Origin of the sequence: Brachybacterium sp. P6-10-X1, assembly GCF_001969445.1 — a bacterium.
Taxonomy (GTDB): Bacteria; Actinomycetota; Actinomycetes; order Actinomycetales; family Dermabacteraceae; genus Brachybacterium.
In genome coordinates this window covers 972,798-987,967 of the sequence record NZ_CP017297.1, presented here as the reverse complement: position 1 = coordinate 987,967, position 15,170 = coordinate 972,798, and the positions used below count along the sequence as shown (strand labels likewise).

The window sequence follows — 15,170 nt, the reverse complement described above, 5'->3', positions numbered from 1 at the left end:
GGGGAGCGACCCATGCTGGGCCCGCTGACCGCATCGTCGAGACCTGTCCCGGGAGGCCACGTGAGCACTGCAGCGATCCACGCCGGCTGGAGAGCGGACGACATGCACGGCGCCCTGACGCCGCCCGTCTACGCCTCCAGCGCCTACGCCCACGAGGACCACGCCTCGCTCAAGGACCTCTTCGCCCGCCGCAGCGCCGGCTTCGCCTACTCGCGCTCCGGCAATCCCACCACCGCCGTGCTCGAGCAGCGGATGGCAGCGCTCGAGGGCGGGACCGGCGCGATCGCCGTGGCCAGCGGCCAGGCCGCCACCACCATCGCCCTGTGCGCCCTGCTCGCCCCGGGGAGCCACGTCGTCGCCTCGCAGCTGCTGTACGGCGGCACCACCGAGTTCCTCGGCGATACGCTCGCCGACCTCGGCGTGACCTGCACGGTCGTCGATCCCTGGGACCTCGGTGCCTGGGAGCGCGCGATCACACCCGCCACCCGCGCCGTGCTCGTGGAGTCGATCGCGAACCCCGGTGCACAGCTGGTGGACCTCGAGGCGATCAGCGCGATCGCCCATGCCCGCGACGTCCCTGTCGTCGTCGACGCCACGCTCGCCAGTCCCGCCTTGCACCGGCCCAGCGAGCACGGGGCCGACGTGGTCGTCCATTCCGCCACCAAGCACCTGTGCGGCCACGGCACGACCTTGGGCGGGCTCATCGTCGACACCGGCTCCTTCGACCCCCGGCGATGTCCGGAACGCTGGCCCCGCCTGACCACCCCCAACGCCCGGTTCGGCGTCACCTTCGCGACGGAGTACGACGGCGGCGGCTCCGGCCTCCTGGCCTACGCCCGCTCCAAGTACGTCACCGATTTCGGAGCCGCCCTGCCCGCCGCCAGCGCCCAGCAGATCCTCGTGGGCATCGAGACCCTCGACCTGCGGATGCGCAAGATCAGCGCCGACGCCGCCGCCCTCGCCCGCCGTCTGCACGGCGCGCAGGGCGTGGTCCGCGTCGAGCACCCCACGATCCCGGGTCGGGTCGACGCCCCTCTGGCCGACCGCGACTTCCCCCGCGGCACCGGTGGGGTCTTCTCGATCGACCTCGCCGGGGGAGAGGACGCCGCCGCGGCCTTCTGCGACGCCCTGGAGCTGTTCACCCTCGCGGTCAACATCGGCGATGCCCGCTCGCTGATCTGCCATCCCGCCACCACCACGCACTGCCACCTCGACGAGAGGCAGCGCCGCGCGTGCGGCGTCGGCCCCGGCACGGTCCGGCTGAGCATCGGGCTGGAGGACGTCGAGGACCTCACCGCCGACCTCGAGCGGGGCCTCGCCGCCGCGCGAGCCGTGGCGGCGTCGCCCGGCGCCGGCTCACCGGCTGTCGTCGACCCCGTGGCCACCAGTCGAGGGTGATCCCGGTCCCGGACGGGAACATCCCCGCTCCCGGTGCGGTTCGAGCGGACATGGAGTCCTCTGCGCGCAACCCTGACGTGCGCACCACCGACGTGGTGGTGATCGGTGCCGGCCAGGCGGGACTGTCCGCCGCCTACCACCTGCGTCGGCGCGGCCTGGAGTTCGTGATCCTGGACGCCGAGGACGGGCCCGGCGGAGCCTGGCGCCACCGCTGGGACAGCCTCACCATGGCGACCGTCAACGGAATCCGGGAGCTGCCCGGCATGCCCGAGGTGGCCGCCGAGGCCGCTGCTCCGTCGAACCGGGCCGTGCCCGCCTACTTCGCCGACTTCGAGGAGCGCTTCGAGGTTCCCGTCGAGCGCCCGGTGCGGGTGACGCTGGTCGAGGACGACCCCGCCGCGGCCGCTTCCGGGGACGACGCACCGGATCCCGCACGGACCCCGCTGCTGGTCCACTCCGTCGGCCCGGACGGCACTCGTCGCGCGCCGATCCGTGCCCGCGCGGTGTTCAGCGCGACCGGCACCTGGACCCGCCCCTTCGTCCCCGCCATCCCGGGAGCCGACTCGTTCCGAGGCCGCCGGCTGCACACCGTCGACTACGTCCGCGCCGAGGACTTCGCCGGGCAGCGGGTCGCCGTCGTCGGCGGCGGCATCAGCGCCCTGGGCTTCCTCCAGGAGATCGCCGAGGTCGGCGAGACCCTCTGGTACACCCGACGCGAGCCGGTGTTCGGGGACGGGCCCTTCACCCACGAGGCCGGCCGTCAGGTCATCGCCGGCGTGATCGACCGGGTCCGCCAGGGCCGGCCCGCCGGCTCCGTCGTCTCGAACACCGGCCTGCGCTGGACCCCGGAGCTGCGGGAGGCCGCGCGCCGCGGGGTCCTCCGGCGACGACCCATGTTCGAGCGCATCACCGAGACCGGGTTGGTGGAGGCCGACGGCACCACCACCGAGCTGGATGCGATCCTGTGGGCCACCGGCTTCCGCCACGAGCTGCGCCACCTGCGCCGGCTGGGGCTGCGGAGCCCGCTCGGCGGCATCGCCCTGGACGGCACCGCGGCGGCGGCGGACCCGCGCATCCATCTGCTCGGTTACGGCCCCAGCGCCTCGACCATCGGCGCCAACCGTGCGGGGCGCGCCGCCGTGACCGCCCTGCTGAGGACCTTCGAGAGAGAAGACGTGCCCGTCTAGGCTGGAGCCCAGCCCACCGGGAGGAGCCCCCATGAGTTCTGCGACCGCTGCGACTGCTGTGTCCGAGCATGCCGTCCCCACCGTCCTGCCCGCCCTGCCCGAGGAGGGGATCGAGCGGGTGCTGTGCGTCGTGGCCCACCCCGATGACATGGAGTACGGCGCCTCCGCGGCCGTGCGCGCCTGGTCCGAGGCGGGCGTCGAGGTGACCTACCTGCTGCTGACCCGCGGCGAGGCCGGGATGGCCGAGGATCCGACGATCGTCGCCCCGCTGCGCGCCCGGGAGCAGCAGCGCGCCTGCGAGGTCGTCGGCGTGAAGGAGCTGCGGATCCTCGAGCATCCCGACGGCATGCTGGAGGCGACCCTGGCTCTGCGCCGGGACATCGCCCGTGCGGTCCGCCAGGTGCGCCCGGACCTCGTGCTGACGGCGAACTTCGATCTGGAGGCCTATGGTTCGCTGAATCAGGCCGATCACCGGGCGGCGGGGATCAGCGCGGCGGACGGCACCCGGGACGCCGCCAACCCCTGGGTGTTCCGCGAGCTGCTCGAGGACGAGGGGCTGGAGCCCTGGCCCGCGCGCGCCCTGCTGGTCCTGGGCCATCCCGAGCCGACCCACGCCAAGGCCGTCAGCACCGCGCACGTGCAGGCTGCGGTCGACTCCCTGCGTGCCCACGAGGCGTACCTCGAGCACGTCACCGGCGACCCCGCCCCCGAGGACTTCATCCCCGAGATCCTGCGCGCCGGCGGCACGGCTGCCGGGTGCGAGCACGCGGTGACCGTGCGGGCCCACGACCTCGGCGGTCTCGGGGAGTGACCTGACACCGTCTCGAGACATGGGACGGGACCGCTCGGTCGCCCTGGTCCTTGGCGCGCCGCGCGGAACGTTCCTAGGCTGGGGGCAGCACCGGACGACGAGCCACGGATCCGCTGACGCGTTCCCGCGCCCCCCGGATCCGGGAAGGAGCAGTCCATGTCCACCATGCACGAGGGGCTCGACCTCTCGCAGATCCCCGAGCTCGCCGCGCAGCTGCGCGTCGACTCCGTCCGCGCCTCCACCGCCGCCGGGTCCGGGCACCCCACCTCCAGCATGTCGGCCGCCGACCTGCTGGCCACGCTGGTGTCCCGCCACCTGCGGTACGACTGGGACGACCCCGCGGCCGACGGCAACGACCATCTGATCTTCTCCAAGGGCCACGCCTCCCCCCTGCTGTACGCGGTCTACAAGGCGGTCGGCGTGGTCTCCGACGAGGAGCTGATGACCGGCTACCGACGTTTCGACCAGCGTCTCGAGGGCCACCCCACCCCGGTGCTGCCCTGGGTCGACGTCGCCACCGGCTCCCTCGGCCAGGGCCTTCCCGACGGCGTCGGCGTCGCGCTGTCCGGCAAACACCTCGAGCAGGCTCCCTACCGCGTGTGGGTCCTGTGCGGCGACAGCGAGATGGCCGAAGGCTCCATCTGGGAGGCGCTCGACAAGGCCTCCCACTACGGGCTCACCAACCTCGTCACCATCGTCGACGTCAACCGGCTCGGCCAGCGCGGTCCCACCGAACTCGGCTGGGACCTCGATGCCTACGCCGCGCGGGTGGAGGCCTTCGGGGCCCGTGCTCTCGTCATCGACGGCCACGACATCCAGCAGATCGACGACGCCCTCGCCCAGGCCGATGAGCCCGGTGATCGCCCGATCGTGATCCTCGCCCGCACCGTCAAGGGCAAGGGCTACTCCGCGGTCGAGGACCAGGAGAACAAGCACGGCAAGCCGATCCCCGAGGACGAGGAGAAGGAGGCGATCGACGAGCTCGGCGGGCAGCGCGACCTGCTCGTGCGCGGTCCTCGGCCGCCCGAGGTCACCCGGTCCGTGCCCGAGGTGCGTCCCGTCGAGCTGCCCACCTTCGAGATGGGGGAGGAGCTCGCCACCCGCAAGGCCTACGGCAAGGCCCTGGTCGCCCTCGGCCACGCCGATCCTCGCGTGGTCGCCCTGGACGGCGAGGTCTCCAACTCCACCGGCACCGGCGACTTCGTGGAGGAGTTCCCGGAGCGGTACTTCGAGATGTTCATCGCCGAGCAGCAGCTGGTGGCGGCCGCCACCGGGCTGTCCGTACGAGGCCACATCGCCTTCGCCTCCTCCTTCGCGGCGTTCCTCACCCGCGCCGCGGACTTCCTGCGGATGGCTCCCGTCTCCCGGGTGGACCTGCGGATGGTCGGCTCCCACGCCGGCGTCGAGATCGGCGCCGACGGGCCCTCCCAGATGGGCCTGGAGGACCTCGCGCTGTTCGCGGCCCTCCAGGACTCGACGGTGCTGTACCCCTCGGACGCGACATCGACGGCGAAGCTCGTCGAGCAGATGGCTGCGACCTCCGGTGTCAGTTACCTGCGCACCACCCGCGGCGGCTACCCGGTGCTGTACGAGGCGGGCGAGGAGTTCCCCGTCGGCGGTTCCAAGACGCTGGTCAGCTCGGAATCCGACGACGTCACCCTGATCGGCGCCGGCGTCACGCTGCACCAGGCGCTGTCCGCCGCGGCGACGCTCGCCGAACAGGGCATCCGCGCCCGCGTGATCGACGCCTATTCGGTCAAGCCGATCGACGTCGACGGCATCCGTGCCGCCGTCGAGTCGACCGGGGGACGGGTGGTCGTCGCCGAGGACCACCACGCCGAGGGCGGACTCGGTGCCGCGGTGCTCGCCGGCCTCGCCCGGGAGAGCATCCAGGACCTCCACCTCGAGCACCTCGCCGTGGACGGCGTGCCTGGATCGGGCACCCCCGCCGAGCTGCTGGACTGGGCCGGGATCGACGCCGCGCACATCGCGGCGGCGGCCCGCAGCCTGCTGGAGGCCTGAGCGGACGCTCCCCACGACGACGGCCGCGCCTCGATCCCGCATCGAGGCGCGGCCGTCGCCGTGCCCGGCGGAGGGGAGTCCTCGGCCCGGCGGCGGCTCGAGGTCAGGAGGCTCGCTCGTCCCGTCGGCCGAGCTGCAGGTCGTCCATGTCCTCGAGTTCTCTGCCCTTCGTCTCCGGGAGCAGGCGCACCACGAAGACGAACGAGATCGCCGCGAAGACGGTGTAGACCGTGTAGGCGAAGGTCAGGCCGACCTGCGACATGGCGGGGAACGTCGTGGACACCAGGAAGTTCGCGATCCATTGGGTGGCGCCTGCGACGGCCAGGGCGGAGGCGCGGATGCGATTGGGGAACATCTCCCCGAGCATCACCCACATGATCGGGCCCCAGGTGGTCGCGAAGAACACCACGAACGCGTTGGCGCCGATCAGGGCGACCGTGGACCAGGGGTCCAGGAGCGAGACGGCGTCGCCCGCGCCCTTCTCGGCGAAGGAGAAGGCGACAGCCATCGCCGCCAGGGAGATCGTGGTGCCGGCGGAGCCGATCAGCAGCATGGGTCGGCGGCCCACGCGGTCCACCAGCAGGATCGCCACGATCGTGGCGATGATATTGATCACCGAGGTGATCGTGCTGGTCAAGAACGCCTGGGACTCTTCGAAGCCGACGGACTGCCACAGCGTCGTCGAGTAGTAGAAGATCACGTTGATGCCGAGGAGCTGCTGGAGCGCGGCCAGGAGGATCCCCACCCAGACGATCGGCCTCAGCCCGAGGCGGTCCCCGAGCAGGTCCCGGAGGGTCTCGCGCTGCTCCCGCTCCAGGGAGCTGCGGATCTGATCGATCTTCAGGTTCACGTCGAGCTCACCGGTGAACCGGTACAGCACCCGAGAGGCCTCGTCGAACTTCCCCGTCGCGACCAGGAACCGCGGTGACTCCGGCAGCTTCAGCGCGAACACGCCGTAGAAGACGGCAGGGACCGCCTCGATCAGGAACATCCACCGCCAGGCGGGCACCCCGAACCAGAGGGTCGCCGCCGCGCCGCCGGCGACGTCGGCGAGCAGGGCGTTCGACAGCAGCGCGGCGAAGATGCCCAGCACGATCGACAGCTGCTGGAGCGAGCCCAGCCGGCCGCGGTACCGCGCCGGGGCCACCTCCGCGATGTAGGCGGGGGCGATGATGCTGGCCGCCCCCACGCCCAGGCCGCCGAGGATGCGCCAGGCGATCAGATCCCATACCCCGATGGCGAGGCCGGATCCGATCGCCGAGACGAAGAACAGAACCGCCGCGATCACCATCACCTTCACGCGCCCGTACCGGCTGGAGAGGCTGCCGGCGAACCAGGCGCCCACGGCGCTCCCCAGCAGCGCGGAGGAGACGGCGAAACCGGTCAGACCGGATCCGAGCGTGAACTCCTCGGACAGCGCGTCAACGGCGCCGTTGATGACGGAGGTGTCGAAGCCGAACAGGAAGCCGCCGACCGCGGCGGCGACGCTGATGACGATCACCTTGGGATTCAGGTGCTGTGCATGCTCCGCCGAAGAGCCGGCGGATCCCTCTGCTGTCGACATGAGAACGGTGCCTCCGGGTCGGGGACGGGGTGAGGCCGACGGTACCCCGGAACGGCCTGAGGCAGCAGGCAGCCGGTCACGCGAGGGGCGCGGCCGCACGACGCGCTCCGACCGGAGCCGTGATGACCGTCACATCCTCGCGGAGCAGTCAGTCGTGGCCGGGCGCGTCCTCGTCGTCGTTCCCCTCACCGGTCTCGGCGGCGGCCTCGAGGCGCTCGAGCTCCTGCTCGGCGACGGCCGGGTCGAGCTTGACGAAGACCGGGACGGGCTTGACGACCGTCTGCCCCACGGCCACCGGGTGGTGTCCCCAGGACGGGACGTCGGTGTAGTCGCCGGTGATGACGGGGTAGGAGGGGCCGCCATCGAGGTCCTCGACCTCCACGATGTGCGGCAGCGGGGCGATCTGCCGGTCGCCGCCCAGGGCCCGCTCGACCGCATTGGCGGACTGCGGCAAGAACGGGGCGAGCATCGTGTTGAGATCGGTGACGGCCTGGGCGAGGACGTGCAGCACCGTCAGCAGGCGCGGGCGCTGCTCCTCGGCCTTCAGCTTGAACGGCTCGGTGCGGGAGACGTAGGCGTTCGCCTCGCCGACCAGGCGCATGGCCTCGGTGATCGCGGCCCGCTGGCGGTGGGCCTCGATGAGCGTCCCGACGGTGTCGAAGCCCTCCCGGATCGCGCCGAGCAGCTGCTCGTCGATCTCCTCGAGGTCGCCGGCGGGAGGGATCTCGCCGACGTTCTTGGCGATCATGGCCGCGGTGCGGTTGATCAGGTTCCCCCAGCCCGCGACCAGCTCGTTGTTGGTGCGAGAGACGAAGTCGGACCAGGTGAAGTCCGCATCCTGGTTCTCCGGGCCGGCGGCGGAGATGAAGTACCGCAGAGCATCGGGCTGGTAGCGCTCGAGGACGTCGCGCACGTAGATGACGATGCCCTTGGAGGAGGAGAACTTCTTGCCCTCCATCGTGAGGAACTCGCTCGAGACGACCTCGGTGGGCAGTGTCAGCTCGCCGAACTTCCCGGGCTCGCCGCCCTTGTCGCCCGCGCCGTTCTGGGCGATCATCTCCGCCGGCCAGATCTGGGAGTGGAAGACGATGTTGTCCTTGCCCATGAAGTAGTAGGCGAGGGTGTCGGGATCGTTCCACCACCTCCGCCACGCCTCGGGATCGCCGGAGCGCCGGGCCCACTCGATGGACGCGGAGAGGTAGCCGATCACGGCGTCGAACCACACGTACAGACGCTTGTTGGGCTGATCCTCCCAGCCCGGCACCGGGATGCCCCAGTCGATGTCCCGGGTCATCGCGCGGGGCTTGATGTCGTCGAGGATGTTCTGGCTGAAGCGGATCACGTTCGGGCGCCACAGACCCGTGGCCTCCCGTTCGTCGAGCCAGCGCCCGAGCTCCCCGGCCAGGGCGGGCAGGTCCAGGAACCAGTGCGAGGTCTCGATGAACTCCGGGGTCTCGCCGTTGATGCGCGAGACGGGGTCGATCAGATCCGTGGGGTCCAGCTGATTGCCGCAGGTGTCGCACTGGTCGCCGCGGGCACCGCCGGCACCGCAGATCGGGCAGGTGCCCTCGATGTAGCGGTCCGGCAGGGTGCGGCCGGTCGACGGGGAGATCGCCCCGGAGGTGCTCTTCTCGACCATGTAGCCGTTCTCGCGCACCGCGACGAACATGTCCTGGACCACCTGGTGATGGTTGCGGGTGGTGGTCCGCGTGAACAGGTCGTAGCTGAGGCCCAGCGCCACGAGGTCCTCGACGATCAGACGGTTGTTGCGGTCGGCGAGCTCGCGGGCCGTGATGCCCTCTCTATCGGCCTCCACCAGGATCGGTGTGCCGTGCTCGTCGGTGCCGGAGACCATGAGCACGTCGTGGCCGGCCATGCGCATGTAGCGGGAGAAGACGTCGGAGGGGACGCCGAAGCCGGCGACATGACCGATATGGCGGGGACCGTTGGCGTACGGCCAGGCGACCGCGGACAGGACTGTGCTCATAGCAGTCGAGTCTAGAGGAGGGCGGGCCCGGTCTCAGCCGCGATCATGGCGCACGGCGCGCCAGCCGAACTCCTCCGCCCCGCGCACGTGCCCGGCCGAATCGTCGAGGAAGGCGACCTGGTCAGGACGGAGGACGCTGGTCAGCTCCTGCGTGAGGCGGGCGTGGGCGCGGGCGAATGCCTCGCGCTCGGGCTTGGCGGCGCCGAGGTCCGCCGTGTTCAGCAGGAATCGTCGGCGCGGGCCGAGGAAGCCGGTCAGCCCCAGCTCGTCCAGCTCCTCGGGGACGCGATCGGTGCCGTTGGTCAGGACGAACACCCCCAGCCCGTCCTCGCGGAAGCGCAGCAGGTGTGCGAGCACCTCCCGGTCGAGCCGCGCCGGGGTGCCCGCCCAGAGCCGCACGGTCTCCCGCGCGGCCGCGGGAGCGGCCCCCTGCGCCACGAGCTCGTCGACGCAGCGCTCCCGCCACTGCGCGTGGGTGCCGCGACCGCGGGTGACCTCCTCGAGGAAGGGGTGACCGAGGATGGCCGCGAAGGCCGTGCCCGGTGCGACGCCGGCGCGGTGGTCGAGCCGGTCCCACAGGGAGGGATCGAAGACCCGCAGCACCCCGTCGAGGTCGGAGACCACCGCGCGCACGTCGTGGGCTGAGACCAGGGCGCGCAGCTGTTGCAGAGAAGTCGGGGGAGGGGCCATCGAGCCATCCTAGGAGCGGGTGCGCGCTCACCATCGACGGGAATTGCCGTGACAGCTCCCGCGCGGCGGCCTACCGTGGAGGGCATGAACATCGTCATGTCGAGCGCCGCCCACGTGGCGCGCCCCCGCGTCCGCCGCTGACGGCGGCGCACGAGCACACCCCCACGCCGTCGTCCGGACCATGACCGGGCGGCCGTTTCGCCATGCCCGGTGACCCACCACCGGAAGGCACGACATGACCTCACACACCTCCTCTCTCCCGTCCACCGGCACCGCGCATCTTCGCGCCCGGGACCTGCGCCTGGCCCGCGGCGGACGGGTGCTGCACGACGGGCTCGACCTCACGCTCGCCCCGGGCGACCGCCTCGCCGTGGTCGGCGAGAACGGACGCGGCAAGACCACCCTGCTCGAGGTGCTGGCCGGGGCCCTCGAGCCCGACGCCGGCACCCTCGAGCGCCACGGCAGCCTCGGCGTGGTCCAGCAGGACCTGCCGGTGACCACCGCGGAACGCACCGTCGGGGACCTGCTCGATGAGCTGCTCGCCCGGCCCCTGCACGCGCTGGCCGAGCTCGACGAGGCGTCAGCGGCGCTGGCGGACGACGTCGGCCCCGCCGCGAGTGCACGTTACGACGCGGCACTGGCCCTGGTCACCGCCATGGACGCCTGGGACGCCCCGCGCCGGCTCGAGGTCGCCCTGGACGAGGTCGAGGCGGTCACCGACCGCACCCGCGCCCTCGCGACGCTCTCGGTGGGTCAGCGCTACCGGGTGCGCCTGGCCGGGGTCCTCGCCGCCCGCGACGACCTGCTGCTGCTGGACGAGCCGACCAACCACCTCGACGCCCGCGGACTCGACCACCTCACCCGCGCCCTGCGGGAGCACCCCGGCGCGCTCGCCCTGGTCACCCACGACCGGGCTCTGCTCGCGGACGTCGCCACCGCGGTGCTCGACCTCGATCCGACCCGCGACGGTCGTGCCCTGCTGGTCGGCGGCGGCCTGCAGCGGTGGCAGGAGGTCCGCGACCGCGCCCGGGCCGCCTGGGAGGAGGCCCACCGCGCCCAGCAGGAGGAGCATGCGCGGCTGAGCTCCCGGGCCGAGGAGGCCCGCTCGCGGCTGTCGACCGGCTGGCGACCGCCCAAGGGCACCGGGAAGCACCAGCGCCAGACTCGTGCCCCCGGCGTGGTGCGGGCGATGAACGACCGGCTCGACCGGCTCGAGGAGCACCGTCTCGACGTCCCGCCCCCGCCCCCGAGGCTCACCCTGCCCGCCGCGAGCACCACGGTCGGCGCGCCGCTCCTGCGGGCCGACGACGTGCACGTCACCGGGCGCCTGGAGCGGACGACGCTGCGGCTCGAGGGCGGGGACCGCCTGCTCGTCGTCGGCCCCAACGGGGCGGGCAAGACCACTCTGCTGCGCGTGCTCGCCGGGGAGCTTCCCCCGGACAGCGGCGGGGTGCGGGTGCTCGGCGGCGCACGGATCGCCCGTCTGCCCCAGGAGGACGAGCGTCCCGCGGTGCACCGGGGCAGTCCGGGGGAGCGACGGCGCCGGGACCTGGCGACGCTGTTCGGCCGCCGTCCCGACGTGCTGCTGCTGGACGAGCCGACGAACCACCTCGGCATCAGCGGGGTCGACGACCTGCTCTCCGCGCTCGAGCAGTCCCCGTCGGCCGTGGTGCTCGCCACCCACGACCGCTGGATGCTGCGCGCGCTCGCGCACTGGCCGCGGCTCGTGCTCGGCGGGACGAGGACGGAGTGAGCGGCGCTGTCCTCAGTGGTCGCCGCGGCGACCCAGGGTCGTCTCCGGCGTGGCCCCGGGCCGGGTCCACTGGGGGACGGGGCGGCTCGTCGGCCCCCAGGCGGCGTTCCCGTCGGCGTCGGTGCGCCAGTACCAGCAGGCCGGTTGGTCCGCCTCGCGTCCCGGCGGCATCTCCTGCCAGGCCTCGCCGCGGCCGAAGGGCGTGTGGTCGAGGAGGGCGAGGCCGGGTTCGGCGATCTCGTTCCCGCGGCCCGTCGTCGAGTAGGTGAGGAAGACCCTCTCGCCGTCGCGCACGAAGCAGGCCAGGTAGCCCATCTCGCCGCCGATCGGGCCGTCGAGGCCGCGGACCGAGTACCAGGGCTGCGCGTAGCCCATGAACTCAACGAAGGGGGCGACCTCCTCCCACGCCCCGGTGGTGAGGATCGCGAAGGAGACGCCGCGGGCATTGAGGTACGTCGCGTCCTGCAGGTGCCAGGCGGTCACCGTGCAGCCCTCGCACTGACCTTGGTGCGGCGCGCCGTCCCACCACATGTGCTGGTAGACGATCAGCTCCTGGCGCCCCTCGAACAGGTCGAGGAAGGGGACCGGACCGTCCGGGCCGACGACCTCGGTGGCGGCATCGACCTCCAGCATGGGCAGTCGTCGGCGCTCGGCGGCCAGGGCGTCACCCGCGTGGGTGTGCTCCTTCTCGCGCACCAGCAGCGCATCGCGCTCGGCCTGCCAGGTGGCACGGTCGACGACGGGCGGGAGGCCCTCTCGGGCGGTGGTCGGGTCCTGCGGCGAGTGCGTCATGGTGTCCTCCCGGGCCTCGCGCGCCGGGCGGCGGTGCCTGTGGCGCGGCGGTATCCAGTCAAGCACTCGTGCCGCGGCGACGGAAGGGATTCGGGGCGGGTGGCGATCACTGGATACCCTGTGACCATGAGCAACGAAGGACTTCAGGCCGCCCAGCAGAAGATGGCCGATGCCGGGGTCGCCCGGACCGCCATCGACGTCTTCACCCACTACTACGGTCAGCTCGAGGAGGGGGTCACCGGCACCATCCCCGAGGGCACGATCGAGCCCTACCTCGACCCGCCGCTGCTCGAGGACGTCACGATCGATCCCGCCCACGCCAAACAGGTCTTCGACCGGCTCGCCATCATCAATCTCAACGGCGGGCTCGGCACCTCGATGGGATTGGACCAGGCCAAGTCCCTGCTGCCCGTGCGGGACGGCAAGAACTTCCTGGACCTCCTGGTCGAGCAGGTCCTGGCCGCCCGGCGCGGAACCGGCTCGCGGCTGCCGCTGATCTTCATGAACTCCTTCCGCACGCGCGAGGACACCCTCGCCGTGCTCGAGAAGTATCCCGACCTGCGTGTCGGCGACCTGCCGTTGGACTTCCTGCAGAACAAGGAGCCCAAGCTCCGCACCGACGACCTCACGCCGGTCACCTGGGAGCAGGACCCGGCGCTGGAATGGTGCCCGCCCGGCCACGGCGACCTCTACACCGCCCTGCAGACCTCCGGGCTGCTCCAGCAGCTGCTGGACGCCGGCTTCACCTACGCCTCCGTCTCCAACTCCGACAACCTCGGCACCGTCCCCAGCCCCGTCCTGGCCTCCTGGTTCGCTTCCACCGGGCCCCCCTATGCCGCCGAGCTGTGCCGCCGGACGCCCGCGGACCGCAAGGGCGGTCACCTGGCGGTGCGCACGTCCGACGGCCGTCTCATCCTGCGTGACACCGCGCAGACCCCGGCCGAGGAGATGGACTACTTCACCGACGAGCACCGCCACCCCTTCTTCCACACCAACAACCTCTGGTTCGATCTGGAGAAGCTCGACGCCGTGCTGAAGGAGCGCAAGGGCGTCATGGGCCTGCCGCTGATCCGCAACGAGAAGACCGTCGACCCCTCAGACTCGTCGAGCCCGGCCGTCTACCAGCTCGAATCCGCCATGGGCGCAGCGATCGAGGTGTTCGACGGGGCGACCGCGATCGTCGTGGGCCGGGACCGCTTCCTGCCGGTCAAGGCCACCAGCGACCTGATGCTGATCCGCTCCGACGTGTACGACCTCGACGAGCGCGCGGCCCTGGTCCAGCGGGTCGACACGGTGCCGTCGGTGTCGCTGAGCGCGGCGTCCTACAAGCTGATCGGCGACTTCGAGCCGCGCTTCTCGCACGGCGTGCCCTCGCTCAAGGACGCCGTCAGCCTGGACGTCCAGGGAGACTGGACCTTCGGCGGCGACGTCACCGTGGTCGGAGATGCCGTGCTGGGCGCCGAGGGCGGCGAGGTGCCCGAGGGTGCCCGCGTCGGCACGGTCAGCCCGGCCTGAGCGAGCAGCGGGGCGCGGGTCCGGATGTGCTGCTTTCGGCACCGCGGCGCCGGGCACGGCGATGCGCGCAGGGCCGTCTGCTCAGTCAGCTCAGGTGGGGCCAGAGTGGACGTGGCGCTGCGGCGAGCGCGAGGGAGCGGGCGAAACCGGCCTGATCGAGCAGGTGGGTCCCGGCGTCGGTCTCTCGCGAATCGGTGACCAGGTCGGTCTCGGGATCGCGCCGGGTGTCCCAGAGTCGCTGCGCGTACTCCTCGGTGATCTCCCGACCTCGGACGCGGCTGCCCAGGATCGACTCCGCCATCAGCAGGTTCGACAGGAGGATGGCGTTGAACTGGAGCGGCTGCTCGTCGAAGGGACCGCCGTCCTCGAACGGGCGATACCGCGCGAAGATCGCCTCGACCAGATCCAGGGCGTTGTCCCGGTGGACGCTCTCGCCGGTGATCTCATAGGCGAGCGCCTCGGCCCCGAGCGGGACGCCCTGGTTGTAGGTCCAGAAGGTCGTGTCGATCTGCCCGTCGGGCTTGATGTTGTCCCAGTACAGACCCTCCGGTGCCAGCAGGGTCTCCCGGGCCCAGGACATCCAGCGCAGGGCGTCCTCGAGGGCAGCGGGATCCCCGGTGAGCTGATGCCACCGCAGGGCGACCTTCGCCGACGGCACGGTGGAGACGGTGTTGCGATCCCGGTTCCAGTCAGCCTGAGTCCAGAAGATGCCGCCGGGGGAGGCCAGGCTCTGGTCGGTGGACTCCCCGGAGCGGAAGAGGTCCAGCAGCTGGCGGGCACGATCCAGGTCTCCCGCCGATCCGTCGGTGAGCAGGTGCTGTTCGATCTCGAGCAGCGCGATCCAGTCGTTGTCGTCGTAGTAGAAATCGCCGTGGGCACCCTGGATCGAGTCGGTCGCGGCGGTGTAGCCGGGCAGGCCGGTGGTGCCCCCTGCGGGGTACCAGTAGTGCTCCTGGGCGCGGATCAGGGCGGCATCGGCCGCGTCGGGATCGAGGTCGCCCGTGTGCGTGGGCGGGCCACCGTCCGTGAGCGCGGCGATGAGCTCGGTGACCGCGGCGCGAGCCTGCGACAGCGGCCACGCATAGCTGAACTCCGGATCGCCCTCCTGGCGGGGGAAGCGCTCGATGAGCATGTCCGGGTCCGTCTCGGCGCGGAAGTGCGTCAAAAGCGCTGCCGAGGCCGCGACCGCCCGGTCACGGGCCTGCCTCGGGGTGACAGGGCCGACGGGGGAGCGGTCGTTCTCGGACGCGACGGGAAGAGTCCTCTCGACGGGGGCAGCGGTGGCTGCAGGAGGGACGGCGAGGACCGCCGTGGAGGTGAGCGCAGCGGAGAGCACGCCGCGCCGCGACGGGGAGACGGGGACGGCCGGGTCGGTCATGGCGAGGCACCTCGCGGGGCGATCGGGGATGGGGGCGCCCCTACGCTAGCGGGAGGTGTGATCCGGCGCACGC

The 15,170-nt window shown here is 72.0% G+C and carries 11 protein-coding genes; 6 read left to right on the top strand and 5 right to left on the bottom strand.

What is annotated here, in order from left to right; genetic code table 11:
• Positions 1–60: 60 nt before the first annotated feature.
• The 4 genes from BH708_RS04490 to BH708_RS04475 all read left to right on the top strand — a co-directional run bounded on the left by BH708_RS04490 (position 61) and on the right by BH708_RS04475 (position 5,418).
• Complete coding sequence (locus tag BH708_RS04490; protein WP_157235742.1) at positions 61–1,398, top strand: O-acetylhomoserine aminocarboxypropyltransferase/cysteine synthase family protein; 1,338 nt, start codon at positions 61–63, stop codon at positions 1,396–1,398.
• A gap of 50 nt (positions 1,399–1,448) precedes the next feature.
• Positions 1,449–2,585 (top strand): FAD-dependent oxidoreductase, encoded by a 1,137-nt coding sequence (locus BH708_RS04485; RefSeq protein WP_076806954.1) that lies wholly within the window; start codon positions 1,449–1,451, stop codon positions 2,583–2,585.
• Between the two features lie 31 nt (positions 2,586–2,616).
• Positions 2,617–3,396, top strand: a complete 780-nt coding sequence (locus BH708_RS04480) for a PIG-L deacetylase family protein (protein WP_076806952.1) — start codon at positions 2,617–2,619, stop codon at positions 3,394–3,396.
• A 156-nt stretch (positions 3,397–3,552) separates the two neighbouring features.
• Positions 3,553–5,418, top strand: a complete 1,866-nt coding sequence (locus BH708_RS04475) for a transketolase (RefSeq protein ID WP_076806950.1) — start codon at positions 3,553–3,555, stop codon at positions 5,416–5,418.
• A gap of 103 nt (positions 5,419–5,521) precedes the next feature.
• Here BH708_RS04475 and BH708_RS04470 read toward each other — a convergent pair whose 3' ends face one another.
• The 3 genes from BH708_RS04470 to BH708_RS04460 all read right to left on the bottom strand — a co-directional run bounded on the left by BH708_RS04470 (position 5,522) and on the right by BH708_RS04460 (position 9,659).
• On the bottom strand, positions 5,522–6,982 hold the full coding sequence (locus BH708_RS04470) for a sugar porter family MFS transporter (RefSeq protein ID WP_076806948.1): 1,461 nt from the start codon (positions 6,980–6,982) through the stop codon (positions 5,522–5,524).
• A gap of 148 nt (positions 6,983–7,130) precedes the next feature.
• Positions 7,131–8,969, bottom strand: coding sequence for a methionine--tRNA ligase (gene metG, locus BH708_RS04465; RefSeq protein WP_076806946.1), 1,839 nt, complete (start codon positions 8,967–8,969; stop codon positions 7,131–7,133).
• Positions 8,970–9,002: 33 nt separating this feature from the next.
• Positions 9,003–9,659, bottom strand: a complete 657-nt coding sequence (locus BH708_RS04460) for an HAD family hydrolase (RefSeq protein ID WP_076806944.1) — start codon at positions 9,657–9,659, stop codon at positions 9,003–9,005.
• 235 nt (positions 9,660–9,894) lie between these two features.
• Here BH708_RS04460 and BH708_RS04455 point away from each other — a divergent pair, with 235 nt between their 5' ends.
• On the top strand, positions 9,895–11,412 hold the full coding sequence (locus BH708_RS04455; RefSeq protein ID WP_076806942.1) for an ATP-binding cassette domain-containing protein: 1,518 nt from the start codon (positions 9,895–9,897) through the stop codon (positions 11,410–11,412).
• Positions 11,413–11,424: 12 nt separating this feature from the next.
• Here the strand turns inward: BH708_RS04455 and BH708_RS04450 are convergent, their stop codons facing one another.
• Positions 11,425–12,204, bottom strand: coding sequence for a DUF899 family protein (locus tag BH708_RS04450; protein ID WP_076806940.1), 780 nt, complete (start codon positions 12,202–12,204; stop codon positions 11,425–11,427).
• 126 nt (positions 12,205–12,330) lie between these two features.
• Here BH708_RS04450 and BH708_RS04445 point away from each other — a divergent pair, with 126 nt between their 5' ends.
• Positions 12,331–13,719 (top strand): UTP--glucose-1-phosphate uridylyltransferase, encoded by a 1,389-nt coding sequence (locus BH708_RS04445; protein ID WP_076810782.1) that lies wholly within the window; start codon positions 12,331–12,333, stop codon positions 13,717–13,719.
• A gap of 85 nt (positions 13,720–13,804) precedes the next feature.
• Here BH708_RS04445 and BH708_RS04440 read toward each other — a convergent pair whose 3' ends face one another.
• Positions 13,805–15,097: a glycoside hydrolase family 76 protein gene (locus BH708_RS04440; protein ID WP_076806938.1), complete on the bottom strand. Its 1,293-nt coding sequence runs from the start codon at positions 15,095–15,097 to the stop codon at positions 13,805–13,807.
• Positions 15,098–15,170: the final 73 nt, after the last annotated feature.

Bases quoted from the DNA above. Each gene is read 5' to 3' on its own strand.
- metG (WP_076806946.1), bottom strand. From the start codon at position 8,969: ATGAGCACAGTCCTGTCCGCGGTCGCCTGGCCGTACGCCAACGGTCCC.
- BH708_RS04475 (WP_076806950.1), top strand. From the start codon at position 3,553: ATGTCCACCATGCACGAGGGGCTCGACCTCTCGCAGATCCCCGAGCTC.
- BH708_RS04450 (WP_076806940.1), bottom strand. From the start codon at position 12,204: ATGACGCACTCGCCGCAGGACCCGACCACCGCCCGAGAGGGCCTCCCG.
- BH708_RS04485 (WP_076806954.1), top strand. From the start codon at position 1,449: ATGGAGTCCTCTGCGCGCAACCCTGACGTGCGCACCACCGACGTGGTG.
- BH708_RS04445 (WP_076810782.1), top strand. From the start codon at position 12,331: ATGAGCAACGAAGGACTTCAGGCCGCCCAGCAGAAGATGGCCGATGCC.
- BH708_RS04440 (WP_076806938.1), bottom strand. From the start codon at position 15,097: ATGACCGACCCGGCCGTCCCCGTCTCCCCGTCGCGGCGCGGCGTGCTC.
- BH708_RS04455 (WP_076806942.1), top strand. From the start codon at position 9,895: ATGACCTCACACACCTCCTCTCTCCCGTCCACCGGCACCGCGCATCTT.
- BH708_RS04460 (WP_076806944.1), bottom strand. From the start codon at position 9,659: ATGGCCCCTCCCCCGACTTCTCTGCAACAGCTGCGCGCCCTGGTCTCA.
- BH708_RS04480 (WP_076806952.1), top strand. From the start codon at position 2,617: ATGAGTTCTGCGACCGCTGCGACTGCTGTGTCCGAGCATGCCGTCCCC.
- BH708_RS04470 (WP_076806948.1), bottom strand. From the start codon at position 6,982: ATGTCGACAGCAGAGGGATCCGCCGGCTCTTCGGCGGAGCATGCACAG.